General features: G+C 60.4%; 20 protein-coding genes and 1 pseudogene. 17 read left to right on the top strand and 4 right to left on the bottom strand.

Annotated elements, in window-relative coordinates; all coding sequences use genetic code 11:
* Nucleotides 1-68 precede the first annotated feature (68 nt).
* From flhA to CMG77_RS10610, 14 genes and pseudogenes are all read left to right on the top strand, one after another.
* Nucleotides 69-2,291 carry a flagellar biosynthesis protein FlhA gene (flhA, locus tag CMG77_RS10670; protein ID WP_286904421.1) on the top strand — a complete coding sequence of 741 codons (2,223 nt, stop codon included), beginning with the start codon at nt 69-71 and terminating at the stop codon, nt 2,289-2,291.
* A gap of 81 nt (nt 2,292-2,372) precedes the next feature.
* Nucleotides 2,373-3,821: a flagellar biosynthesis GTPase FlhF gene (gene flhF, locus CMG77_RS10665; RefSeq protein ID WP_286804707.1), complete on the top strand. Its 1,449-nt coding sequence runs from the start codon at nt 2,373-2,375 to the stop codon at nt 3,819-3,821.
* A 47-nt stretch (nt 3,822-3,868) separates the two neighbouring features.
* Nucleotides 3,869-4,693 (top strand): MinD/ParA family protein, encoded by an 825-nt coding sequence (locus tag CMG77_RS10660; protein ID WP_024459984.1) that lies wholly within the window; start codon nt 3,869-3,871, stop codon nt 4,691-4,693.
* Nucleotides 4,694-4,737: 44 nt separating this feature from the next.
* Entirely contained in the window at nt 4,738-5,460 is a 723-nt protein-coding gene (locus CMG77_RS10655; RefSeq protein ID WP_286876047.1) for an RNA polymerase sigma factor FliA, read from the top strand.
* Between the two features lie 134 nt (nt 5,461-5,594).
* Nucleotides 5,595-5,978, top strand: coding sequence for a chemotaxis response regulator CheY (gene cheY / locus CMG77_RS10650; protein WP_286904419.1), 384 nt, complete (start codon nt 5,595-5,597; stop codon nt 5,976-5,978).
* A 56-nt stretch (nt 5,979-6,034) separates the two neighbouring features.
* Nucleotides 6,035-6,835, top strand: a pseudogene (locus CMG77_RS10645) (protein phosphatase CheZ).
* A gap of 111 nt (nt 6,836-6,946) precedes the next feature.
* Nucleotides 6,947-9,250, top strand: coding sequence for a chemotaxis protein CheA (locus tag CMG77_RS10640; RefSeq protein ID WP_286904417.1), 2,304 nt, complete (start codon nt 6,947-6,949; stop codon nt 9,248-9,250).
* Nucleotides 9,251-9,318: 68 nt separating this feature from the next.
* Nucleotides 9,319-10,392: a protein-glutamate methylesterase/protein-glutamine glutaminase gene (locus CMG77_RS10635; RefSeq protein ID WP_286904415.1), complete on the top strand. Its 1,074-nt coding sequence runs from the start codon at nt 9,319-9,321 to the stop codon at nt 10,390-10,392.
* Nucleotide 10,393: 1 nt separating this feature from the next.
* Nucleotides 10,394-11,137, top strand: a complete 744-nt coding sequence (locus CMG77_RS10630; protein ID WP_286904413.1) for a flagellar motor protein — start codon at nt 10,394-10,396, stop codon at nt 11,135-11,137.
* A gap of 9 nt (nt 11,138-11,146) precedes the next feature.
* On the top strand, nt 11,147-12,130 hold the full coding sequence (gene motD / locus CMG77_RS10625; protein WP_286904411.1) for a flagellar motor protein MotD: 984 nt from the start codon (nt 11,147-11,149) through the stop codon (nt 12,128-12,130).
* Between the two features lie 146 nt (nt 12,131-12,276).
* Nucleotides 12,277-13,086 (top strand): ParA family protein, encoded by an 810-nt coding sequence (locus CMG77_RS10620; RefSeq protein WP_286904410.1) that lies wholly within the window; start codon nt 12,277-12,279, stop codon nt 13,084-13,086.
* Nucleotides 13,083-13,994 (top strand): chemotaxis protein CheW, encoded by a 912-nt coding sequence (locus CMG77_RS15910; RefSeq protein ID WP_353743478.1) that lies wholly within the window; start codon nt 13,083-13,085, stop codon nt 13,992-13,994. Before CMG77_RS10620 ends, CMG77_RS15910 begins: the two co-directional genes overlap by 4 nt.
* 108 nt (nt 13,995-14,102) lie before the next feature.
* Nucleotides 14,103-14,600 (top strand): chemotaxis protein CheW, encoded by a 498-nt coding sequence (locus tag CMG77_RS10615; protein ID WP_286904408.1) that lies wholly within the window; start codon nt 14,103-14,105, stop codon nt 14,598-14,600.
* 3 nt (nt 14,601-14,603) lie between these two features.
* Complete coding sequence (locus CMG77_RS10610) at nt 14,604-14,969, top strand: DUF2802 domain-containing protein (RefSeq protein ID WP_286904406.1); 366 nt, start codon at nt 14,604-14,606, stop codon at nt 14,967-14,969.
* Nucleotides 14,970-15,074: 105 nt separating this feature from the next.
* Here CMG77_RS10610 and CMG77_RS10605 read toward each other — a convergent pair whose 3' ends face one another.
* From CMG77_RS10605 to CMG77_RS10590, 4 genes are all read right to left on the bottom strand, one after another.
* Complete coding sequence (locus tag CMG77_RS10605; protein WP_286904404.1) at nt 15,075-15,821, bottom strand: YciK family oxidoreductase; 747 nt, start codon at nt 15,819-15,821, stop codon at nt 15,075-15,077.
* 66 nt (nt 15,822-15,887) lie between these two features.
* Nucleotides 15,888-16,535 (bottom strand): HAD-IA family hydrolase, encoded by a 648-nt coding sequence (locus CMG77_RS10600; RefSeq protein WP_502691858.1) that lies wholly within the window; start codon nt 16,533-16,535, stop codon nt 15,888-15,890.
* A 60-nt stretch (nt 16,536-16,595) separates the two neighbouring features.
* Nucleotides 16,596-17,297 carry a bifunctional 2-polyprenyl-6-hydroxyphenol methylase/3-demethylubiquinol 3-O-methyltransferase UbiG gene (gene ubiG, locus CMG77_RS10595; protein WP_286904400.1) on the bottom strand — a complete coding sequence of 234 codons (702 nt, stop codon included), beginning with the start codon at nt 17,295-17,297 and terminating at the stop codon, nt 16,596-16,598.
* Nucleotides 17,298-17,310: 13 nt separating this feature from the next.
* Nucleotides 17,311-18,639 carry a TRZ/ATZ family hydrolase gene (locus CMG77_RS10590; protein WP_286904398.1) on the bottom strand — a complete coding sequence of 443 codons (1,329 nt, stop codon included), beginning with the start codon at nt 18,637-18,639 and terminating at the stop codon, nt 17,311-17,313.
* A 266-nt stretch (nt 18,640-18,905) separates the two neighbouring features.
* Between CMG77_RS10590 and gyrA the strand changes: the two genes are divergently transcribed.
* The 3 genes from gyrA to CMG77_RS10575 all read left to right on the top strand — a co-directional run bounded on the left by gyrA (nt 18,906) and on the right by CMG77_RS10575 (nt 24,976).
* A complete protein-coding gene (gyrA, locus tag CMG77_RS10585) occupies nt 18,906-21,476 on the top strand; it encodes a DNA gyrase subunit A (protein ID WP_286904396.1) in 2,571 nt (856 codons plus the stop codon).
* 135 nt (nt 21,477-21,611) lie between these two features.
* Entirely contained in the window at nt 21,612-22,709 is a 1,098-nt protein-coding gene (pheA, locus tag CMG77_RS10580) for a prephenate dehydratase (RefSeq protein ID WP_286904395.1), read from the top strand.
* Nucleotides 22,710-22,717: 8 nt separating this feature from the next.
* Entirely contained in the window at nt 22,718-24,976 is a 2,259-nt protein-coding gene (locus tag CMG77_RS10575) for a bifunctional prephenate dehydrogenase/3-phosphoshikimate 1-carboxyvinyltransferase (RefSeq protein ID WP_286904393.1), read from the top strand.
* Nucleotides 24,977-25,044 lie beyond the last annotated feature (68 nt).

Raw genomic sequence — 25,044 nt, 5'->3', positions numbered from 1 at the left:
CTTCACCAATTGGTACGCTTCTTGCGATAAGACGGTCAACTAACGAAACCGTCAAAAAAGCGACCTACATGGCACTTCCCAGTTTCAGCCAACTGAACAACATTGACCGCCGCGCCGCCTTCAACCATATTCGCGGACTCGGTCGTGGCAACATCGGCATACCCGTGCTGCTGCTCATGCTGCTGGGCATGATGATCCTGCCCGTGCCGCCGATACTGCTCGACGCCTTCTTCTCCTTCAACATTGCCCTGTCCATCGTCGTGCTGCTGGTGGGCGTGTACGCCATGCGCCCACTGGACTTCGCGGTGTTTCCCACCATCCTGCTGGTTGCGACGCTCTTACGCCTGGCCCTGAATGTCGCCTCCACCCGGGTGGTGCTGCTCAACGGCCACGAGGGTGGCGACGCCGCCGGTAAAGTGATCGAGGCGTTCGGCGAAGTGGTCATCGGCGGCAACTACGCCGTGGGTCTGGTGGTGTTTCTGATTCTGATGATCATCAACTTCGTCGTAGTGACTAAAGGGGCGGGGCGGATTTCGGAAGTGAGTGCCCGGTTTACCCTGGATGCCATGCCCGGCAAACAGATGGCGATTGACGCCGATCTGAACGCCGGACTGATCGATCAGGACGAAGCGCGCACCCGCCGGAAAGACGTCGCGAGCGAAGCGGATTTCTACGGGGCCATGGACGGTGCCAGCAAGTTCGTGCGCGGCGATGCCATCGCCGGCATTCTGATTCTGGTGATCAACATTATTGGCGGGCTCGGCATCGGGATGATTCAGCACGGGTTGGATTTCTCGACGGCGCTGGAGAATTACATTCTGTTGACCATTGGTGATGGTCTGGTTGCCCAGATTCCCTCGCTGCTGCTGTCGACCTCGGCGGCGATTTTGGTGACCCGGGTCAACAGCTCCGAGGACATGCGTGAGCAAATCATGGGGCAGATGTTCGCGACCCCAAAAGCGCTGGCTATTGCCTCAGGCGTTCTGCTGCTCATGGGCTCTATTCCCGGTATGCCTCATGTGGCGTTTCTCGGCCTGGGCCTTCTCTGTGGTGGCCTGGCCTACTTTATTCACTGGCGCAGTCAGCAGCCCGAGGCGGTAGAAGAAGATGACTATCGACCCGGCGGTGGAGGTCCTTCCGGTGGCGGTGGTGGCGGGCCGACCGTCACGCCGTCGGCGCCAAACCCCGGACAGGCTTCTCTGCCGCCCGCCAAAGAATCGGCGGAGCTGGACTGGGATGATGTGCAGCCTGTCGATATTATCGGGCTGGAGGTGGGCTACCGCCTGATCCCATTGGTGGATCGGGGGCAGGGCGGCGAGCTGCTCGGTCGGATCAAGGGGGTGCGTCGCAAACTCTCCCAGGAAATGGGTTTTCTGATTCCCTCGGTACACATTCGGGACAACCTGGATCTGCTGCCGAACAAATACCGGATCAGCCTGATGGGCGTTTCTCTGGCCGAAGCCGAGGTCTATCCGGATCGGGAAATGGCGATCAACCCCGGTCAGGTTTTTGGCGAGCTCGACGGCACCAAAACCAAGGATCCGGCTTTTGGGCTGGACGCCGTCTGGATTGATGCCAGTCAGAAAGAGAAGGCCCAGACCCTGGGGTACACCGTCGTGGATGCCAGTACCGTCGTCGCCACCCACCTGAATCAGATTCTGCAGAAACATACCTGGGAGCTACTCGGTCATGAAGATGTGCAAAAGCTGCTGGATATGCTGGCGAAAAACTCGCCCAAGCTGGTTGAGGAATTGGTCCCCAACACCATCAGCCTGAATGTGCTGCTCAAGGTGCTACAGAACCTGCTGCGCGAGCGGGTGCCGATCCGGGATATGCGCTCGATTGCCGAAGCATTGGCGGCCAATGGCAGCAAGAGTCAAGATCCCGCCGCTTTGACCAATGTCGCCCGGGTCGCACTCTCGCGCCAGATCGTCCAGAACATCGTGGGTTCAGAGCCGGAGCTGCCGGTTATCACCCTGGAGCCAGAGTTGGAACAGTTGTTGCTAAACACCCTTCAGCAGGCACAAAAATCTGGCGCGGACGACAGTGCCTTTATTGAGCCGAGCCTGGCGGAGCGACTGCAGCGCTCGCTCATGGAGGTGGCTCAGAAGCAGGAAGTGGCCGGTAAACCGCTGATCCTGCTGGTCGCCGCGCCGCTGCGCAATATGCTGGCCCGGTTCGCGCGCAACAGCGTGCCGGATATGAACGTTCTGGCCTACACCGAAGTGCCGGAAAACAAGCAGATTTCCATTGATGCCACGGTGGGCGCCGGTCAGACCAACAACCGGTAACCCGGACAAGACTCAGGGCCCTGATGATTCTGGCCCGAGTCCAACAACTAACAGGCCCGTTTTTTGACGAGGAGTACAACGATGCAGGTCAAACGATTTCTCGCGGCGGATATGCGACGCGCCCTGGAAATGGTTCGTCAGGAGTTGGGTCCCGATGCGGTCATCCTCTCCAGCAACCGCACGAAAGACGGGGTGGAGCTGTTGACCACTCAGGCCTCGGTGTCCCTCCCGGAGGCGGCCGAGAGGTCTGTGCCGGCTGCAAATGCCGAATCAGGCGAGCCACTCTCGACCGGACCCGCGTCGGAAACCGGGCAGCAGCGGGCCGATGCGATCGAGCGTGCCCGCCAGCGGCAACTGGCTCAGCGCGAGCTGGATGCTTCGGCGCGCGAGTTTCTTCAACCGAATCAGCGCGTCAATGCGGGTATTCGGGTGGAGCGCTCTCTGCTTGAATCCGCCGGGACTGACCGGGACCCGGTCAGCGTGAGCAAGCCTGAACGGAATACGTCTCGGGCGGCCGGCTTTGTCAGTGCCGCCGAGCGTTACCCGCTGCGGGACGATGAGCCGCCCGCGGGTCCGGTGAGTACGGCGGGCACGGAAACCACCGATCCGCGGTTGGATAGCCTGCAGGCGGAATTGGCTGAAATGCGCTATCTGCTCGAAGAGCAGCTCTCACAGATGCTCGGCCCGAAGCCGGCGGCTCGCGCACCGGGCCTGGCGAGCATTGGCCGGCGCCTGGAGCGGATGGGGTTGTCCCCGGAGGCCGCGGAAGCCATTCTCAACGACACCCCGGCCGGTCAGCCACTCGCGCAAGCCTGGACGGGTGCGCTGGCGCAGCTGGCGCGCAAGTTGCCGGCTGACGGCGCCGACCCGGTCTCCCGGGGTGGCGTCTACGCACTGGTCGGCCCCACCGGGGCCGGCAAAACCACCACCATCGGCAAGCTCGCGGCCCGCTATGTCATGGAACACGGTGCCCGGGATGTGGCCCTGGTGACCCTGGATACCCACCGGATCGGCGGCCATGATCAGCTTCGCTCCCTGGCGCGTATCCTCGGTGTGACTCTGCGGGTGGTAGACGATCAGTCCAGCCTGGAGTCGGTGCTCTACAGTCTGCGCCGTCACGCACTGGTGCTGATTGATACCGCGGGATTCCGCCAGGGCGATCCCCGGCTGACCGAGCAGCTCGACACACTCCGTCGCCTGCCTCAGGTCAAACCACTGATGGTGCTGCCCAGCACCAGTCAGGCGGCGATGTTAAAGGCCTCAGTGCACGCCTACGGCGGTCAGGGTCTGACCGGCTGCATTCTCAGTAAGCTCGATGAGAGCGCGAGTCTGGGTGAGGCACTGGGTGTAGTCATGCAGGCCGGGGTGCCAATCGTCTATACTACCGACGGTCAGGATATTCCCCGGGATATTCAGGTGGCTCGCCCGCACCAGTTGGTGACCCGAGCGGCCAGCCTGGTTGGTCGGCGCGATGACGCCGCGCGCCGCCCCCAGGGTGCCACGGCCACCGTCGCCCGCCGGGCCCTATAATCGACCTTGTTAGGGTCAGTCGAAGAACGTGAGGAGTAGAACGGCAGATGAGTCAAATGCGTCCGGTTCAAGTCATAGCAGTGTCCGGCGGCAAGGGCGGTGTGGGAAAGAGTAATATTTCCGTCAACCTGAGTATCGCTTTGGCCGAACTTCGCCGCCGTGTGGTGCTGCTGGATGCGGACCTGGGCCTCGCGAATGTCGATGTGCTGCTCGGTCTCAAGGCCAAACATACCCTGTCCGATGTGCTCAACGGCGAAATGGGGCTTCGGGATGTGCTGGTTAACGGCCCCTCCGGTCTGAAAATTGTCCCCGCCGCCTCGGGCGTCCAGCGCATGACCATGCTCGGGCCCCGTGAGCATGCGGGCCTGATCAATGCCTTCAGTGAGCTGAGTGATCAGGTGGATATTCTCGTGGTGGATACCGCCGCCGGTATCTCCGATACCGTGGTGAGCTTCGTTCGGGCCGCCAATGAAGTACTGGTGGTGGTGTGCGACGAGCCGTCGTCCATTACCGATGCCTACGCCCTGATCAAGGTGCTCAACCGGGATCACGGTCTGCAACGTTTCCGAGTAGTGGCGAATATGACCCGCACCACCCGCGAAGGGCAGATGATGTTCAACAAGCTGAACAGCGTGTGCGAGCGGTTTCTGGATGTCACCCTTCAGTATGTGGGCCATGTTCCCTTTGACGAAAATGTGCGCAAAGCCGTACAGAAACAAAAGTCACTGCTGGAGTTCGCCCCTCAGAGCAAGGCGGCGCAAGCGATTCGTACGCTCGCCAAAGAAGTGGATCAGTGGCCTCTGCCCAGCGCGCCCACGGGGCGGCTGGAATTTTTTGTCGAGCGTCTGCTCCAGGTCGCCAACAGTCGCTAGATGGTGTGAGGTAGCTGACAATGGCCGCAGCCGATGGATTAGCCATGTACGATAAAACCCGACAACTTGGCAACCAGATACGGGTGGAGGACTATGCGTCCCTGGTAAAGCGCATTGCCCATCACATGATGTTGCGCATGCCTGCCTGTGTGCAGGTTGACGACCTGATCCAGGCCGGCATGATCGGCCTGATTGAAGCCTCTCAGAAGTATGATGCTTCCAAGGGGGCCAGCTTTGAAACCTACGCCGGTATCCGCATTCGCGGTGCCATCGTGGACGAAATGCGCCGGGGCGACTGGGCGCCGCGCTCGGTGCACCGGAACGCCCGGCGGATTAGCGAGGCTATTGGTACTGTGGAAGGGCGTACTGGTCGGGATGCCCAGGATGCCGAAGTGGCCGACGAGCTGGGTATTGAGCTGGATGAGTATTTCGATATGCTGCGGGATGCCAGTGCCAGCCGGTTGTTCAGCTACGAAGAGACCTTCGGCGATGACGACACCAGTCAGCATATGGCGGGCCCAGGCTCCGAGCACGCCAGCCCCCTGGACGGAATTCAGCGCACGGCGCTAAAGCAATCCCTTGCGCAGGCGATAACCCAACTACCGGAGCGGGAAAAGCTGGTGTTGGCGCTCTATTACGATGAAGAGCTTAACCTGAAGGAGATCGGGCAGGTCCTCGGGGTCAGCGAATCCCGGGTCAGCCAGATCCACAGCCAGGCCGCCCTGCGCCTGAGAACCCGGCTGGCCGACTGGCAGGGTAATGATTGACGCGCCAGAGGTTTGTGGGTACTTTGCCGGGCACGGCCTTGCTAGAATACCAATTTCACCGGTGTGGTGGGCGCCCTGTGGCGCTACTTCCCATTCTTGAAACCAGACTCCCGCCAGAGTAGACGGAGGTTGCATTGGATAAAAACATGAAGATCCTGATTGTCGACGATTTCTCGACAATGCGACGGATTATTAAGAACCTGCTCAGAGACCTGGGGTTCAGCAATACCCACGAGGCTGACGACGGGGTAACCGCCTTGCCNATGCTGCGCAGCGGCGACTTTGACTTCCTGGTGACCGANTGGAACATGCCNGGTATGACCGGCATCGATCTGCTGCGCGCGGTGCGCGAGGACGAGAAGCTGCATGCNTTGCCGGTNNTGATGGTGACCGCTGAAGCCAAGCGCGATCAGATTATTGAAGCCGCNCAGGCCGGNGTGAACGGNTACGTGGTNAAACCGTTTACCGCNGCGGCGCTCAAGGAAAAGATCGAGAAAATTTTTGAACGCGTCGGTTAAACCGCGCGCCGTCGGTNTCTTGGGGCGCCGGCCCATAGCGACAATAAGGCTTATTCATGGCTTCAACATCCCAGTTGCATGAAAACGANGAGTTCATCTCCGAGCTGAAAGAGTGCGCCAAGCTGCTGGTCGACAAGCTTCAGGGAGACCAGTATGAAGAGGCNTCCCAGCTGATTCACGCGATCACCGAAGTGCGCGACCGGCATATTTTCCAGTCCGTNGGGCGNCTGACGCGCGGGCTGCACGATGCNATCGTCAACTTCAACGTTGATGGTGACCTCAGNTCCGAACCGCCCGATATCAAAAACTCCGAAATNCGGGACGCNTCCAACCGTCTGANCTACGTCATNGACCTGACNCAGCANGCNGCCGAAAAAACCATGGATATGGTGGANGAGTCGGCGCCCATCGCCACCAATCTCGGGCAGGANGCCGGCTCNNTGANNGANGAGTGGGCCCGGCTNAANCGNCGNGAAATGAGTCCGGANGAGTTTCGCGAGCTGTACCACCGGATGGANGANTTTCTNGGGCAGATGGTGACCGGCACCGAGACNATNGGNNGTAACNTNCAGGNNATTGTNCTNGANCAGGGNTTTCAGGACNTNACCGGNCAGGTGCTCAAGCGGGTGATCGGNNTGATCAANGATGTGGAGCAGGANCTNGTCAGNCTGGTCCGGATTGCCGCCCAGGTGGAAGATGTTACAGGTTTTGTGCCCGAGGCCGATAGTGAAGAAGCGGCAGTGAAAAAACGTNAACANAGCTCCGGAGAGGGGCCGCAGATGAACGCCAGCGAACGGGCTGACGTGGTATCCAGTCAGGACGAAGTGGACGATTTGCTGTCGAGCCTGGGNTTCTGACCTGGGNCGNAACAGGGTTCACCCGCAGGCGCANTGCGCGCCAGGNTGGNCAGCCNGAGGGNGNCNNNCCGATGACAATAACCGGNGAGANAGGTTTGATAGGAGCGCTGAATGGGGTTCGGTGACGACGAAGAAATNCTCCAGGACTTCCTGGTCGAAGCAGGNGAAATACTGGAGAAGCTCTCCGAGCANNTGGTCGAGNTGGANCAGCGCCCCGACGACGCTGATTTNCTCAACGCNATTTTCCGTGGTTTTCANACCGTCAAGGGTGGGGCNGGGTTTCTCNAGCTCGANCCCATGGTGGANTGTTGCCATGTGACCGAGAACCTGTTNGATGTGTTGCGCAANGGCCANCGCCAGGTGANNTCCGAGTTGATGGACGTGGTGCTGCAGTCGCTCGATACCATCAACCAGCAGTTTNCGGAAGTGTCGCANCGNGANGANANGTCGTCGGCCGANCCNCAGTTGATCGACACCCTGCAGCGGCTGGTNAACGGCGAGCCGATTGNCGGTGGCGCNGATACCACNTCNGAAAGTGATCAGAGCCACGGGNCCGNTGAGCCGGTNGGTAACGACACACCCAAAGCCCAGGGTGATATTACCGACGACGAGTTTGAGCAGCTGCTGGATGCCATTGCCGATGAGCCCGGTGCCGCGCCCGCCAAAAGCGGATCCGACTCGAAGCCGTCGCCAGAGCAGGNTGATGTCATTCAGGAAGACGAGTTTGAAGCCTTGCTGGATGAGCTGCACGGTAAAGGCAAAGGCCCGGGNGCGAGTCAGCCGGCCAAACCATCCTCCGAAGCCCCCGCTTCAGACAGCGATGAAATCGATGACGATGAATTCGAAGCGCTGTTGGATCAGTTACACGGTAAGGGCAAGGGCCCGGGGACCGGCACAACGGCAAAGTCTGCGGCGCCAGAGCCGTCTGAACCAGCCCAAGCGCCCGCAGAAAGTGGTAAATCCGCATCGGGCAATTCGTCCAACAATGATCTGATCAGTGACGATGAGTTCGAGTCGCTGCTCGATGAGCTCCATGGCAAAGGGCAGGGGCCAACCCGCAAGCAACCTGACGCCTCCGGAAAGCCGGATACCAGTGCTGCGGCAAAACCCGATAGCNNNCCNTCGGCTCCAAAAGNCGCTTCACCCGCTCCNGCCGCACCGGCCGGAGGTGGCGCGGGCGATGGCAAGAAGCCGCCGGCGNNTCGACCCTCCGGCAAGCCGGCCGATCGGGACGGTGGTCCGGCGCCGGCCGAAACTACCGTGAGGGTCGATACCCAGCGTCTCGACGAAATCATGAACATGGTGGGCGAGCTGGTATTGGTGCGCAATCGCCTGGTGCGGCTGGGTGACGATATTGAAAACGAATCCCTGGCCAAAGCGGTCTCCAATCTCGACGTGGTAACCGCCGACCTGCAGACCTCCGTGATGAAAACCCGGATGCAGCCGATCAAAAAAGTGTTCGGCCGCTTCCCTCGGGTAGTGCGGGATCTGGCGCGCAACCTGAAAAAAGAAGTGAATCTGGAGCTGGTGGGGGAGGACACCGACCTGGATAAAAACCTGGTTGAGGCGCTGTCCGATCCTCTGGTTCACCTGGTGCGCAACTCAGTGGACCACGGTATCGAATTGCCCGACCTGCGCGAGGCGAATGGAAAACCACGCACTGGTAAAGTCGTTCTGGCGGCTGAGCAGGAGGGCGATCACATCCTGCTGTCGATCACCGACGACGGCGCGGGCATGGACCCTGACAAACTGCGGGACATCGCCGTGGAGAAGGGAGTCATGGATCGGGACAGCGCCAATCGCCTCTCGGACACCGAAGCATTCAACCTCATTTTTGCCCCCGGGTTCTCTACCAAGAAAGAAATTTCCGATGTGTCCGGTCGGGGTGTGGGGATGGATGTGGTCAAGACCAAGATCACCCAGCTNAACGGCACCATCGAAATCCAGTCCACCAAGGGTGAGGGCACCCGGCTGAACATCAAAGTGCCGCTGACCCTGGCGATCATGCCGACGCTGATGGTGATGCTGGCAGAGCAGGCCTTCGCTTTACCGCTGGCCAGCGTGCAGGAAATTTTTCACATGGATATGTCCAAAACCCACACCGTGGACNGCCAGGAGTGCGTGACCATCCGCGATCGGGCCATTCCGGTTTTCTACCTGAAAGACTGGCTGATCACCGGACCGCGNAAGGCCCGGGAGCGNGAGGCNCATGTGGTCATAGTNGCNATTGGTACCCGCATGGTGGGCTTTGTGGTCGATCAACTGATCGGGCAGGAAGAGGTGGTGATCAAACCCCTGGGCAAAATGCTTCAGGGCACCCCCGGAATGGCCGGTGCCACCATNACNGGCGANGGCACCATGGCATTNATCCTCGATATTCCGGGGTTGCTCAAGCGCTACGCGGGCGGCGTATAATCCCGATTGAACTCTGTGCTCCCCGACGAAGAGGAGCGGACGTACTGAACAGGCTGGAGTAAGCAANAATGCCATTGAGGGTGTTAATCGTAGATGATTCGAACTTCTTTCGTCAGCGACTGAAANAAATGATCGATCAACACCCGGATCTCTCGGTCGTGGGAACCGCGACCAACGGCCGTGAGGCGGTGGAGCNGGCCCGCTCCCTGCGCCCGGACCTGGTCACTATGGATTTCGAAATGCCGGAGATGGACGGCATTACCGCCGTGCGCCATATCATGGCNGANCGNCCCGTCCCGATTCTGATGTTCTCGTCCCTCACCTANGAGGGNGCNCGCATNACCCTGGACGCNCTGGCGGCCGGNGCCATGGACTTTATGCCCAAGGATTTTGGGGAAGTNTCCCGCAATGCTCAGGGGCTGCGGGATAAACTGCACGAACGCCTGCTGACCCTCGGTCGGCAGGCCCGCGCCTCCGCNTCNGCCTCGCGCGAGGCNACTCGCCTGCAACCCGCCAGANCGGNGGAAAAACCCNCGGAAAAACCGGTTGCCCGGGAGCCGCAGACGCCGGCGCGCCCTCGTGGTAGCTATAAGNTGTTGGTTATCGGCGCCTCNACCGGTGGGCCGGTGGCGCTCACNGANGTATTNGTCAACCTGCCCGCCACTTTCCCGCTGCCCATTGTTCTGGTGCAGCATATGCCGGAGAACTTTACCCGCGCNTTCGCCGAACGGCTGAATCGCCAATGTCAGATTCAGGTGCGCGAGGCGCAAGAAGGGGATACCTTGCAACCGGGGGTNGCGTTNCTNGCNCCCGGAGGAAAGCAGATGATGCTGGATGCCCGGGGCGGGCTNCGCATCGTCGANGACGAGCGCATGACCTACAAACCCTCACTGGATATNACCTTCGGNTCGGCCGCCAAGCACTACGGGAACAAAGTGCTGGGCGTGGTCCTGACCGGNATGGGGGCNGATGGTCGGGANGGNGCNCGCATGCTCAAAAATGCCGGCTCGAGCATCTGGTCACAGGANGAAGCCAGTTGCGTGATTTACGGTATGCCCATGGCNGTNGCCAAAGCNGGATTGTCGGATAAAGTNCTCAGCCTGAAAGACATNGGCCCCAGACTCGTGCGNGAGGTCTGCTGACATGGATATCCTCAGCATACTCGGTGTCATCATNGGCTTCGCNGCGNTGATTGGCGGCAACTTTGCTGAGGGCGGCAGCCTCTCTTCTCTNCTCAATGGCCCCGCTGCCGTGATCGTGATNGGNGGCACNCTGGGGGCGGCCATGCTCCAGACCCCCAAGGTCCACCTCAAGCGTGCNCTGCAGATTTTCCCNTGGATTTTTCGNCCTCCGGTCAATGCGTTNCGCGGTGGTATTGANCAGATTGTGCGCTGGTCGNTNACNGCTCGCAAACAGGGCCTGCTCGGNCTGGAGGAAATCGCCGACCNCGAAAAAGATCCCTTTGCGCGCAAGGGCCTGCAACTGATGGTCGATGGCAGCGAGCCGGACGTGATCCGCCGGGTCATGGAAAACGAACTGGTGCTCAGCGAGCAGCGNGATCAGGACGCCGTGCGCTTCTATGAAAGTATGGGTGGCTATTCGCCCACGATNGGCATCATCGGCGCGGTCATGGGGNTGATCCANGTGATGCGCAACCTNGCCGATCCCGAACAGCTCGGTCCGGGTATCGCCGTGGCGTTTGTGGCGACCATCTACGGGGTCGCGCTCGCCAATCTGTTTTTGTTGCCCATCGCCAACAAACTCAAGATGTGTATCAATGAGCGCTCCCATTACCGGGANNTGATGATCGAGGGCATCATTGCCATTGCNGATGGNGAGAACCCGCGCTCCATTGAAATGAAACTCAACGGCTACCTGCACAAGTAGAGGTTGCCCATGCCGCGCCGTCGCCCCACAGAACTGCACGTGAATCACGAGCGCTGGCTGGTGTCCTACGCGGATTTCATTACNCTGCTGTTTGCGTTTTTTGTGGTGATGTACTCCATCTCNCAGGTCAATGAGAGCAAATACCGGGTGCTGTCNGATACCCTGATGGAGGCCTTTGAGCCGGCCCGNGCGGTNCAGCCCATTCAGGTNGGNCAGCCTTCGCGCTCACCNTCNGCCAGTGCNATCGATATTCGGGGCGANGATCGNGGAGATACCNANCACCCAATGNTGGGCGAATCCGGNGGCCTTGCGGGCGAAGAGGGCCTGGGTGAGCTGGGAGANCTGGCGGAACGTATCAGCGAGCGNTTTTCCGANCTGATTGGCGATGACCTGCTGGAAGTGTATGCNAANGANTACTGGCTGCAGGTNGAGCTGCGAGACAGTATTCTGTTTGAGTCGGGCAGCGCNGANNTNAGTGGCCAGGCNCGGGATATTTTNGCNGAAATGGCCCGNCTGTTGGCNGAGTANGACAACCCGATTCAGGTGGAGGGACATACGGACAACCAGCCCATCCGCAATCTTCGCTANCCCAGTAACTGGGAGTTGTCCGCCGCGCGGGCCAGTGCCATTGTCAAATTGCTGTCTGGANCCGGTGTCTCGGCGCAGCGTTTGTCGGCNGTGGGGTACGGNGAGCANCAGCCCAGTGCGGACAACGACACACCGCAGGGGCGAGCCCAGAACCGCCGGGTTGCCTTGATGATTGCCCGCGAAGCGATGCCGCGCCCGAGTGCAGCGCTGGATGGAAACGGGGCGGAAAGCGGAATCCTGCCGCCGCGCGAGGCCGGCCCGGAGGGTGCACCTCAAGAATCCGCTCCGGAGGCCGATAGCTCTTCGGGCGACAGTGGGGAATCCGCCGCACCGGTCGAGCCGGTGCAGTTGGAGGGCGGGGGTCTGCTCTTCAGTAGTGACCCGGATTTGCCACGGCAGCGATAGCCCCAGTTTGAATGGATAGTACCCGCTCGAATGGTATGTCTGTTGCTTAATCCTGGTTCAACGTAACGTAAACCGGATTGGCCTGCGGAATTTTGGCGCTTTGCGCTGTTAACCGATCAGGCCATCGATAACGAGGATCGCATCTGTTGCGCGTCTGGAGCATTGCCAATCAGAAAGGCGGGGTCGGCAAGACCACCACCACCGTGGCCCTGGGCGGCCTTGCCGCCGAGCAGGGTCGGCGCGTATTGCTGCTGGACCTGGATCCGCACGGTTCTCTGAGCACCTATTTCCGTCAAGATCCTGACACGGCGCGCAGCAGCGTATTTACGTTGTTTGAAGAGCGCAAACAGCTGTATCCCGAGCGGGTCAAACAGCTGATCCAGAAAACCGATTTCGATAACCTGGACCTGTTGCCCTCGGCTACGGCACTGGCGACACTGGAGCGCCATGCGGTTGGACAGGAGGGTATGGGGCTGGTGCTGACCCGCGCCCTGGCTCAGGTGTATGACGACTATGATCTGGTGCTGGTGGACACCCCGCCCTTGCTCGGGGTGCTGATGATCAATGCGCTCGCCGCTGCCCACCGCCTGGTAATGCCGGTGCAGACCGAGTTTCTGGCGCTGAAAGGGTTGGAGCGGATGGTGAATACCCTGGAGATGATGAGTCGGTCTCGAAAGCGGCCGCTGGAATACCATGTNGTCGNCGGCGTGATGTTCGATCGCCGNACNCAGGCNTCGGTCAGCAGNCTGNTGACCATCCGCAATACNTACCCGACNCAGGTCTGGCCCGGAATGATTCCGGTCGANACCAAGTTTCGGGACGCCAGNAAGGCGGGCGTGCCGCCNCACCTGTTCGAGCCGGACAGTCGGGGTGTGGACGCTTATCGGTCNCTGTACAAGTGGTTGTTGAAGAAAGAGCCCTCGACGGCCAGTGTTGCCGCAGGGAGTGCGACATGAGCCGGATGTCAAAGGATCCGCAGGGGCTTTTGCAGGCCTATTTAGANGATCTGCTGACGGTGCCGGAAGAGCCTCCCTANGCNGATCCGGTGGAGGAGCAGCGCGAGCGGCTGCAGAAGTTGCTATACAGCGCTGCCACGCCCCTGAAAGCCAGCAGCACAGCCTCTGTGCAAACGCCGACCCGGCCCGCTCAATCGCACAGTATTGCGCAGCCGGTCGTGGTCGAGCCCAAGCACAAACNCAANCCCGAGGTGTCNGCGCCGACCATCGNNCCNACAACCGACGCNCCAGAGGCGAGGANGACGCCAGANCCNCGGGTCAAGTTGGCCGAACCNCTGGNNCCCNAAGCTGATACTGCTGAAACGGTGCCATCCTCTGCAGCACCGGACTTGATGCCCGAGCCGGAAGTCGGACAATTCCGCTTGAAAGACGTCGAATGGCTGGCCAACGGACGTCCCGCCTGGGCNCAGGAGCGNTTCGATGTGCTGTTGTTCAAAGTGTCGGGTTTGACCCTGGCNGTGCCGCTGATCGCCCTGGGACAGATTCAGCCGCTGACCGATGANCTGACACCGCTGTTCGGACAGGCGGACTGGTTTATGGGGCTGCTGCCGACTCCGACCGGCAAAATACGCACGGTCAANACGGCGCGGTTTGTCATGCCGGAGCGCTATGACGAGCGGTTTNTTGAAACCGCCGANTATGTGATNTCNATCGACGGNGTGCCNTGGGGNNTGGCNGTGGANTCGGTCAACCAGCCCATCAGNCTNGACCCNGAGGATGTNAAGTGGCGCACCGAACGCAGNCGGCGTCCCTGGTTGGCGGGAACGGTNAAAGAACACATGTGCGCGCTACTGGATATTCCGCGNATCGGCCAGTTGCTGATGGAGGCGGATCGCAAACGGGCNTGAGGTNNNNGTNGCGNNGNNNCGGAAACGCGCAGCGAACCGNCGTGATATCAGCTATAGTGCGTNTCAATGCATAATGACGAANAGNAAGANNGATTGAGGATTTGATGTATGGCGACTGANACNAAAANCAGNANGCAAAAGAACAAAGATGNGGANGATCAGGTTCTGCAGTGGGTGACCTTNCGGTTGGANGGCGAGACGTACGGTATTAACGTCATGCAGGTGCAGGAAGTGCTCCGCTATTCCGAAATTGCGCCGGTGCCNGGTGCGCCNCCCTATGTGCTTGGCATCATCAATTTGCGCGGCAACGTGGTCACGGTGATCGATACCCGTCANCGGTTCGGTCTGGCCGACGGGGAAGTCACGGACAATACCCGCATTGTGATTATCGAAACGGANAACCANGTGATCGGCATCATGGTCGATAGTGTGGCGGAAGTGGTGTATCTGAATCAGTCCGAGATTGAAACCGCGCCCAANGTNGGCAATGAAGAGAGTGCCAAGTTTATTCAGGGCGTGTGCCACAAGAACGACGAGCTGTTGATCCTGATTGACCTGAACAAGCTGCTCACCAACGAAGAGTGGGCCGAGCTGGACGAGATTTAACGGATGAACTGGATGCTGCTGGCCNTTGGNTTGAGTCTGGTGTTGAGCGTTGTGGCGATNGNGGTCGCCCTGGTGGCGCTGCGGGCCAGCCANCGCCAGTTGGATCAGGTNCGCTCCAGTCATCGTCGNCTGGAAAGTGAGNTGGCGGTGTCCAANAGCGCCGCCATTGGCATGGGCAATCGCCTGATCGCCATGGAAAAGCGCCTGGCCCAGGGCGCNGGCGGANCGCCCGACGCACCAACGGAGCAGCCCTACACCGAAGCCAATCAATTGTTCCGCATGGGTGTCAGCGTCGAAGAAGTGGCNCGCCGCTGNGGNCTGTCCCGNGCCGAAGCCTCGCTCCTGCAAGCCATGCAGGAACACCGATAAAGCTGTCGCGCGCTATCTGTAGGGCGGATCGGTCCGACGCTTCGGAGCGTCCGTAGGGCGGATAAGGCCGCAGGCCGCATCCGCCGTAACACCCCTTCGCTNCACCTACGGCGTAAAAATCTCCCCATTCACGCCCACNGAATCTTCCCCCATCAGATACAGATACAACGGCATATGCGACTCGGGCGTCGGCAGGGTNCGCGGATCTTCNGCCGGGTAGGCCGCCGCCCGCATCCGGGTGCGGGTGGCNCCGGGGTTGATGCTGTTGGCCCGGATNGGCANGGCACCGTCCAGCTCTTCCGACAGGGTCTGCATCAGNTTGTCCTGNGCCGCCTTGGANGCCGCNTAGNCNCCCCAGTANGCGCGGCCTTTCCGNGCGACGCCGGAACTGGTAAACACAATNCTGGCGTTTCCGGATTGCTCCAGCAGNGGCAATAGCGCCTGNGTCAGCATGAAAGGCGCGTTGACATTGATCTGCATCACCCGCAGCCAGGTGTCGGNGGCGTAATTGGCNATGGGCGTTCGCTCACCCAGGTCGCTNGCGTTGTGCAGAATCCCGTCGAGCTTGCCGAACTCCTGATACAGGGTGTCGGACAGATCGCGATAGTCTTTTTCGGTGGCACCTTCGAGGTTCATGGGGTAAATCGCGGGCTGGGGACCACCGGCCTGTTCAATTTCATCGTAGACTTTTTCCAGCTTGGCCATGGTGCGCCCGAGTAATACCACCGTGGCCCGATGTTCGGCGAAGGTTTTCGCCGCGACCCGTCCTATACCGTCCCCGGCGCCGGTGACCAGAATGATTTTATCCTTGAGCAGGCTGGGGGCNGGTTGGTAATTGTCCGGTAGTGTCATAGTTCAACTCTTTTCGGTGTAACGCTCGGTGTTGATCGGTTGGGTGTTGANCGATAGCGCCAATGCTTATCGGAGCAGCGTGTCCAGAATGGGCAGAATCTCCCGGCCGTGGTCCACGCGGTAGTCCGCGCCCCAGGCGTCGACATCGTCCCCGTCNTCNATGTAGCCATAGGCGGCGGCNATGGTGATGGCGCCGGCCTGTCGGCCGCATTCGATATCGCGCCGATGATCGCCAACATACAGAATATGCTCGGGTTCACANCCCAGATGCTTGGCGGCCAGAAACAGTGACTCCGGGTGTGGTTTGCGCTCGGTGACGTGGTCCGGGCAGATGATGCTCTGGGGGGCGGGCTGTAGATCCAACTGCTCCATGAGGGGCAGGGTGTAGGCCGCCGGTTTGTTGGTCGCTACGCCCCANGGAATCTGCCGTTCGCCGAGNNCNTGCAACAGGGTTTGCAGGCCGGGGAACAGCGCGGTGTGCACCGCCAGGTGATCGCTGTAAAGCGCCAGAAGCCGGGTCCGNAGGGTCTCGAAATCCGGGTGGCCCGGCTCGACGCCAAAGGCGAGTTCAACCAGGGCCCGGGCGCCNTTGGANACGCTGCGCCGGATGGTNGCGTCGGCCAGGGGCGGGNGNTCGTACTCAGCCAGNAGCCGGTTTACGACAACCACAAAGTCGGGCGCNGTATCCAGTAAAGTNCCATCCAGATCGAACATCACGGCGCGAATNGGAAGGTGCTCAATCGTTGAGCTTTTCTCGGACTTNTNGGTCATCGGTCAGCCCACCTGNCGGGCGTGCAGCAGGTAGTTGACGCTGACATCGTTCGGGTCCAGCTTGTAGGTCTTGNTCAGCGGGTTGTACGTCATCCCGGTCAGGGTTTTCAACTCGAGGCTGGCTGCCCGCATCCAGCGCGACAGCTCGGACGGGCGGATGAACTTTCGGTAGTCGTGGGTGCCTTTCGGCAGCAGCTTGAGCAGGTACTCGGCGCCCACAATGGCAAACACATAGGCTTTGGGGTTGCGGTTGATGGTCGAGAAATAGACGTGGCCACCAGGCTTGACCAGAGTGGCGCAGGCGCGGATCACCGAGGCCGGGTCCGGCACATGCTCGAGCATCTCCAGGCAGGTGACGATATCGTATTGACCNGCNTCCTGTTCGGCGAGAGCCTCGGCGGTGNTCTGGCGGTANTCGATGGTCANTCCCGANTCCNGGGCATGCAGCCGGGCNACNCCNAGGGGNGCTTCGCCCATATCNATNCCGGTNACNTNGGCNCCGCGNTGGGCCAGGGCTTCGCTNANNATGCCNCCACCGCAGCCCACGTCCAGCACCTTGCGGCCGGCGACCGGAGAGTGTTCGTCGATAAAGTTGGCGCGCAGCGGATTGATGTCGTGNANAGGTTTGAATTCGCTCTCNCGATCCCACCAGCGGCTGGCCAGGGCCTCAAATTTGGCGACTTCAGCCGCGTCGACATTGCTCATGTTTGATCTCCGCTTAATGTTGTCCCTTGATCTGCTTGGCCCACCAGCGGGCCTTNCCGATCAATTCGCGTTCATTCAGGGTCTGCANCTGGCGACTGAGNAGCAGGGCCTTGCCGGCCACCCAGACGTGGCTGACCTTGTGGCCGCAGTTGGTGTATACCAGTTGCGATACCGGGTGATATACGGGTTGCGANGGCAAATCGCTCAACTCGATNGCGGTGATATCCGCCGACTTGCCCACCTCCAGGCTGCCNATGTGCTCGTCCAGNCCNAGGGCGCGCGCGCCNTTGAGNGTGGCCATACGCAGNGCGCTGTGGGCATCCAGNGCGTCGGCCCGACCGGCCACCGCTTTGGCCAGCAGGGCGGCGGTCTTCATTTCGCTCAGCAGGTCCAGGTCATTGTTGCTGGCGGCGCCGTCGGTGCCCAGGGCGACGTTGATGCCCTCGTCCAGCAAANGCTGTGCGGGGCAGAAGCCGCTGGCCAGCTTGAGGTTGGACTCGGGGCAGTGAACCACCTGTGCGCCGCTGTCCCGGATCAGTTCGATATCGCCCTCGTCCACCTGGGTCATGTGCACGCACTGGGTCAGNGGCGACAAGAGCCCGAGCTCGGCCAGTCGTTGGATGGGGCGCTTACCATACTGCTCAATGGAGTCACTGACTTCCTGGGCGGTTTCGTGCAGATGNATATGGATCGGGGCGTCCAGCTCCTGGGCCAGAGTGGCGATGCGGGTCAGNGGTTCGTCCGAGAGGGTGTAGGGNGCGTGGGGCCCAAAACCGATCCGGACCAGTTCGCTGGCGCGAAAATCGTCGTGCAGGGCCAACCCCTTGCGGAAATAATCTTCCGGGCCCTGGCCCCAGGCGCTGGGGGCGTCAAACACCGGAAAATTGACCTGGGCNCGCATGTGGGCCTGNTGGGCNGCNTGCGCCACCTGNTCGGGGAAAAAGTACATGTCGCTGAAGCAGGTGGTGCCGGAGCGGATCATNTCGGCCATGGCCAGTTCCGTGCCGTCGCGCACCATATCCTCGCTGAGCCACTGGTCCTCGGCGGGCCAGATATGGCCCTCCAGCCACTGNTTCAGGGGCNGNTCGTCGGCATAGCCCCGCANCAGGCTCATGGCCGCGTGNCCGTGGGCATTGACCAGGCCGGGGATCAGGAGNTGGTTGCCCAGGAAGATTTCCTGTTGGGCGTCGTAGCGTTTGTCGGCTTCTTCCTGGGGTACCAGNGCCTGAATGACGCCTTTNTCGACGACCAGGGCACAGTGCTCAAACACCCGGTTTTCCGGCACCACGGGCGCAATCCAGCGGGCTTTGATGATCAGGCTGACGGTTTGCGGGGCTGACATAAAAGGAATCCTGAATACAACTTTGTCCAAAGGCCGCCAGTATACTCTTATTGGCCCNTGGCATGCAGGCCCTCTTCGCTCGAAAAACGCCCTGAAATCACCCCCTTAGCCGGTTTTTATGGTAGTATTCCGCCCTTTGTGCGGCAGCCTGGATACTGCCCCGACAGGCCCCAGAGGGCCCGTTGGGCACGGCTCAGGGGGCTTTATCGGCCTCTCTGGTAAGGGTTGCTTCTCCGACGTTTGATAATAAGGAACTCAGCGAGTCCATGGGCGAATTAGCGAAAGAAGTTTCACCCGTCAACATCGAAGACGAACTCAAACAGTCCTATCTCGACTACGCNATGAGCGTAATTGTGGGGCGGGCCCTGCCGGATGTGCGCGATGGCCTCAAGCCNGTGCACCGGCGCGTTCTGTTCGCCATGAGCGANCTCAAGAACGACTGGAACAAGCCCTACCTCAAGTCGGCCCGTGTGGTCGGTGACGTCATCGGTAAATACCACCCGCACGGCGACTCGGCGGTGTACGACACCGTGGTGCGTATGGCTCAGCCGTTCTCCCTGCGCTATATGCTGGTGGACGGGCAGGGCAACTTCGGTTCCATCGACGGCGACNNCGCCGCCGCCATGCGTTANACCGAAGTGCGCATGGCCAAAATCGCCCACGACCTGCTGGCGGACCTGGACAAGGAAACCGTCGATTACGTCGACAACTACGACGGCACCGAGCGCATCCCCGATGTGCTGCCNACCCGTATTCCCAACCTGTTGGTCAACGGCTCCTCCGGNATTGCNGTGGGNATGGCCACCAATATNCCGCCCCACAACCTGAAAGAAGTGGTNCGNGGNTGNCTGGCGCTGATNGACGANGAAGACATCAGNATNGATGANCTGATGGAGCACATNCCNGGGCCGGACTTCCCNACGGGNGCGATCATCAANGGCCGCGCNGGTATCGTNCAGGCNTACCGCACCGGNCGNGGNCGNATNTACGTGCGCGCCAAAGCGGAAGTGGAAGAAGATCCGAAAACCGGTCGCGAGACCATNGTGGTGCACGAGATTCCCTACCAGGTGAACAAGGCGCGTCTGATCGAGAAGATCGCCGAGCTGGTCAAGGACAAAAAGATCGACGGCATCAGCGAATTGCGCGATGAGTCGGACAANGANGGCCTGCGCATCGTGATCGAGGTCAAGCGCAACGAGTCCGGCGANGTCCTGCTCAACAACCTCTACGCCCAGACCCAGNTGCAGACCGTGTTCGGNATCAACATGGTGGCGCTGGTGGATGGCCANCCGAANCTGTTGAACCTCAAGCAACTGCTCGAAGCCTTCGTCCGTCACCGCCGTGAAGTGGTGACCCGNCGGACCGTNTACCTGCTGCGCAAGGCGCGCGAGCGGGGGCATATTCTCGAAGGTCTGGCGATGGCCATCGCCAACATCGACCCGGTGATNGAGTTGATCAAAGCCTCGCCGTCACCGGCCGAAGCGAAAGAAGGGCTGATGGCCCGGGGTTGGGANATCAGTCAGATGTCNGCCTTCCTGGAACGNGCGGGCGACGACGCCTGNAAGCCGGAAGATCTGGGCAAAGAATTTGGNGTGCACGACGGCGCCTATTACCTGTCGGCCGCCCAGGCGCAAGCGATTCTGGATCTGCGNNTGCACCGNCTGACCGGCATGGAGCACGACAAGCTGNTGTCCGAATACGAAGAGAAGCTCGAGCAGATCGCCGGCTTCCTGGATATTCTGAANCGTCCNGAGCGTCTGCTGGAAGTCATCCGNGAAGAGCTTGAGCAGGTGATGACCGANTACGGCGACGACCGTCTGACNGAAATTACCGCCTCTACGNTGGATCTGACCACCGAAGACCTGATTGCCGAGGAAAACCGGGTGGTGACCATNTCCCANAATGGTTANGCCAAAACCCANCCGCTGGACGATTACCAATCCCAGCGTCGAGGTGGTATGGGCAAATCGGCCACGGCGGTGAAGGATGAGGACTTTGTTGAACACCTGCTGATNGCCAGNACCCACGACACNATTTTGTGTTTCACCAATGCCGGTAAAGTCTANTGGCTCAAGGTGTANATGATTCCNGTGGCAGGGCGTCANTCCCGNGGGCGTCCGGTGGTGAACCTGTTGCCGNTGGAAAGTGACGAGCGGATCACCTCGATTCTGCCNGTCAAGAATTACGACGCGGANCATTTCATCTTCATGGCNACCCGTCGCGGNACGGTCAAGAAAACGCCGCTGGATCAGTTCTCCCGTCAGCGCAGNGTCGGCCTGAANGCCATCGAGCTGGATGAAGGTGATTCGCTGGCGTTTACCGCCATTACCAATGGTGACTGCGATGTGATGCTGTTCTCCAGTAGCGGTAAAACTGTGCGCTTCAAAGAGTCCACCGTACGCTCCATGGGCCGTGTGTCACGTGGTGTGCGCGGTATTCGTATGGANGACGAGTATCAGGTNGTTGGCATGGTGATTCCGCAGGAGGGCGGTAANGTGCTGACGGTCAGTGAACACGGCTATGGTAAGCGCACCCCGGTGGAAGAGTTCCCCACCAAAGGGCGCGGTGCCCAGGGCGTGATCGGCATGCAGACCACCGATCGTAACGGCTCGGTAGTGGGCGCCGTGCAGGTGCTCGACGGCGAAGAGATCATGATGATCACCGACATGGGCACGCTGGTGCGCACGCGAGTGGACGAAGTTTCGGTATTGAGCCGAAACACCCAGGGTGTNCGTCTGATTCGCCTGAAAGAAGGTGAGCACGTCAAAGGCGTGGAGCGCATCGANGAAGANGAAGAAAGCGGCGAGTCCCTGGTAGAGGACGACGCCGAAAACTGATGCANCNNTNANGGTNNGNGTAGGGCGGGTAAGGCCAAAGGCCGCACCCGCCNTNACNCCNGNNTCCANGNGACAATGCACAAACACGACGANAGGCACCCAACGGGTGCCTTCTCAATGGTAAACGATGCTTCTATGAACGAATCTGAACAACTGAAGGNGCTGCGCGATCGCATTGATTCGATCGACGATCAGATCGGCAAACTGATTTCCGAGCGGGCTCAGTGCGCCCANGATGTGGCGGANGTCAANAANAGCGCAAACCCGGAAGAGGCGGCGAAAAGTTTTTATCGCCCCGAGCGTGAAGCNCAGGTGCTGCGCAAAGCCATGGAGCGCAATCAGGGGCCTTTGAGCAACGAGGANATGGCNCGCCTGTTTCGGGAAATCATGTCNGCCTGCCTGGCGTTGGAGCAGCCGATCAAAGTGGCGTTTCTGGGGCCCGAGGGCACCTTTACCCAGCAGGCNGCNCTCAAGCATTTCGGTCANTCCGCCATTGCCATGCCGTTCTCGGCCATTGATGAAGTGTTCCGTGAAGTGGAAGCCGGNGCGGTCAATTACGGNGTGGTNCCGGTNGAGAACTCCACCGAGGGTGTGGTCAATCACACCCTGGATAATTTCATGACCTCCAACCTGAAAATNTGTGGGGAAGTGGAGCTGCGGATTCATCAGAANCTGTTGATATCCGATGTCACTCACGTGAAAAANATCAGCCGTATTTACTCCCACTCCCAGTCGNTNGCCCAGTGCCGNAAATGGNTGGATGCGCATTACCCGAACGCCGAACGCATTGCGGTCAGCAGCAACGCGGAAGCGGCCAAGCGTCTGAAAGGNGAGTGGAATGCCGCCGCCATTGCGGGCAGCATGGCCGCCGAGCTGTACGGNNTNAAAGTGTTGGCCGAGAANATNGAAGANGAGCCGGANAACTCCACNCGNTTNNTNATNATCGGNACCGANTCNGTNCCNGCCAGNGGNGANGACAAAACNTCCCTGGTGGTGGCNATGCGNAATGAGCCGGGCGCACTGCACAACCTGCTCGAGCCNTTCCACCGNCANNATATCGATCTGACNCGGGTNGANTCCCGCCCGGCGCGNACCGGTGCCTGGACCTACGTNTTCTTCATCGACTTCAGTGGTCANGCCCAGGANGCGGANGTGAGCAAGGTGCTCAACGAAGTGTCGTCNCGGGCGGCGGACCTGAAGTTGCTCGGTTCCTANCCGAAAGCGGTTCTTTAAGGGCNGTCATGGCGGTCACTTCTGAGGNACACACAGCGNCTGATNCGANGCCGGTCATCGGCAANCTGGTGGTGGTCGGTCTGGGATTGATCGGCGGCAGTCTTGCCATGGGATTGCGCCAGCGNCACGCCTGTCGAGAGGCCATCGNNGTGGTTCGCCGCCCGGACGCGGGCCGCAAAGCCATTGAGCTGGGCGTAGTGGATCGGGTGGTAGATGATCTCAGTGCTGTCGCACCCGAATTGGGCGAGGGCGATGTCATTTTTATCGCCGTGCCGACCCTGGCGGTAGAATCGGTACTGGCCGCCATTCGCGATCAGGTATCGCCGGCGGTGACCATTACCGATGGCGCCAGTGTCAAAGGCAGTGTGCGCTCCGCCGCAGAATCGGTTTACGGGCAAAGCCCCGCCCAACTGGTGCTCGGCCATCCCATTGCTGGCTCCGAGCGCAGCGGCGTGACCGCATCCAACCCGGATCTGTATGAAAACCACCGCGTCATCCTGACGCCGCTGCCCGAGACCGGCGCCGTGCATCTGGAGCGGGTACGGGCCCTGTGGCAGGCCGTCGGTGCCGAAGTGCTGGATATGTCCGTCGAAGAGCACGACCAGGTGCTCGGCGCCACCAGCCATTTACCTCATGCCATCGCCTACTCACTGGTTGATACCCTGGCAGAGGATATCGGTAACCCGAATATCTTCCGCTATGCCGCCGGCGGTTTTCGGGACTTTACCCGCATCGCTTCCAGTGACCCGGTGATGTGGCACGACATCATGAAAGCGAACCGGGGCGCGGTTCTGGATTCGCTGGATCTGTTTATCGACAACCTGACCCGGTTGCGCGCGGCCATCGACCGTGAAGACAGCGAGTATCTGCTGGGCGTCTTCACCCGAGCCAAAGCCGCCCGGGACCATTTCACCAATATTCTGGCCAAGAGAGCGTTCATACCAGCCATGACCACAGGAAAAATAGATTACCTATTGCAACCCGGCGGCGCCGTGACCGGTACCATTCGGGTGCCGGGCGACAAGTCGATTTCCCACCGTTCGATCATGCTCGGCTCGCTGGCCGATGGCGTGACCGAAGTGGAAGGCTTCCTGGAAGGGGAGGATGCTCTGGCGACGCTACAGGCGTTTCGCGATATGGGTGTGGTGATTGAAGGGCCGAGCGAAGGTCGGGTCAAAATCCACGGCGTGGGCCTGCATGGCCTGAAAGCGCCCAAGAAGCCGCTGTATATCGGTAACTCCGGCACCACCATTCGCCTGATGTCGGGCATTCTCGCCGGGCAGGCGTTTGACAGCGAAATCAGTGGCGATGAATCTCTGGCCAAGCGGCCTATGGATCGCGTTGCCAACCCGCTGCGTGAGATGGGGGCCGTGGTTGATACCGCTGAAGGCGGTCGTCCGCCGCTCAAGATCAAGGGTGGGCAGGCGTTGAAAGGTATTGATTACGAACTGCCCATGGCCAGCGCTCAGGTGAAATCCTGCGTTCTGCTGGCCGGGCTGTACGCCCAGGGCACCACCCGGGTAACCGAACCGGCGCCGACTCGTGATCACACCGAGCGCATGTTGACCGGTTTCGGCTACGAGGTGAAAAAAGACGGCGCGGTGGCTGAGCTCACCGGCGGCGGTCATCTCACCGCCACCAAAATTGAAGTACCGGCGGACATTTCTTCGGCCACCTTTTTCATGGTGGCGGCGAGCATTGCTCCCGGGTCCGACCTGACGCTGACCCACGTCGGCATCAACCCCACGCGGGTGGGCGTGATCAATATTCTGAAGGCCATGGGGGCGGACCTGACCTTGAGCAACGAGCGCATCGTCGGCGGTGAGCCCGTAGCCGATATCCGCGTTCGCTATGCGCCGCTGAAAGGTATCCACATTCCGGAAGATCAGGTGCCGCTGGCGATTGATGAGTTTCCGGCGCTGTTTATCGCCGCCGCCTGTGCGGAGGGTGAGACGGTATTGACCGGCGCGGAAGAGCTGCGGGTGAAAGAGAGCGACCGCATCCAGGCGATGGCGGACGGTCTGACCACCTTCGGTATCGATGCCAAACCCACCCCCGATGGCATTGTGATTCAGGGCGGCACCATGGGCGGCGGTGAGGTGGAGACCCACCACGACCACCGCATTGCGATGTCTTTTGCCATCGCGGCGCTGCGGGCCACCCAGCCAATCCGGGTCAAGGACGCTACCAATGTGGCCACCTCATTCCCGACCTTCGTGGAACTGGCCAAACAGACCGGAATATCCTTAGAAGTAATCGATCATTAAAGGAGGGGGCGCATTACTCTATAATGCGCCTTACTTCGAATCCCAGTCACCCAAGGGCGGGTGAGTCT

Source organism: Marinimicrobium sp., assembly GCF_002695945.1.
GTDB classification, from domain to species: domain Bacteria; phylum Pseudomonadota; class Gammaproteobacteria; order Pseudomonadales; family Cellvibrionaceae; genus Marinimicrobium; species Marinimicrobium koreense.
This window is presented reverse-complemented; position numbering and strand designations above follow the sequence as displayed.

Excerpts from the sequence above, each read along its gene's own strand:
- CMG77_RS10660 (WP_024459984.1), top strand. The coding sequence starts at position 3,869 with ATGAGTCAAATGCGTCCGGTTCAAGTCATAGCAGTGTCCGGCGGCAAG.
- flhA (WP_286904421.1), top strand. The coding sequence starts at position 69 with ATGGCACTTCCCAGTTTCAGCCAACTGAACAACATTGACCGCCGCGCC.
- CMG77_RS10655 (WP_286876047.1), top strand. The coding sequence starts at position 4,738 with ATGTACGATAAAACCCGACAACTTGGCAACCAGATACGGGTGGAGGAC.
- flhF (WP_286804707.1), top strand. The coding sequence starts at position 2,373 with ATGCAGGTCAAACGATTTCTCGCGGCGGATATGCGACGCGCCCTGGAA.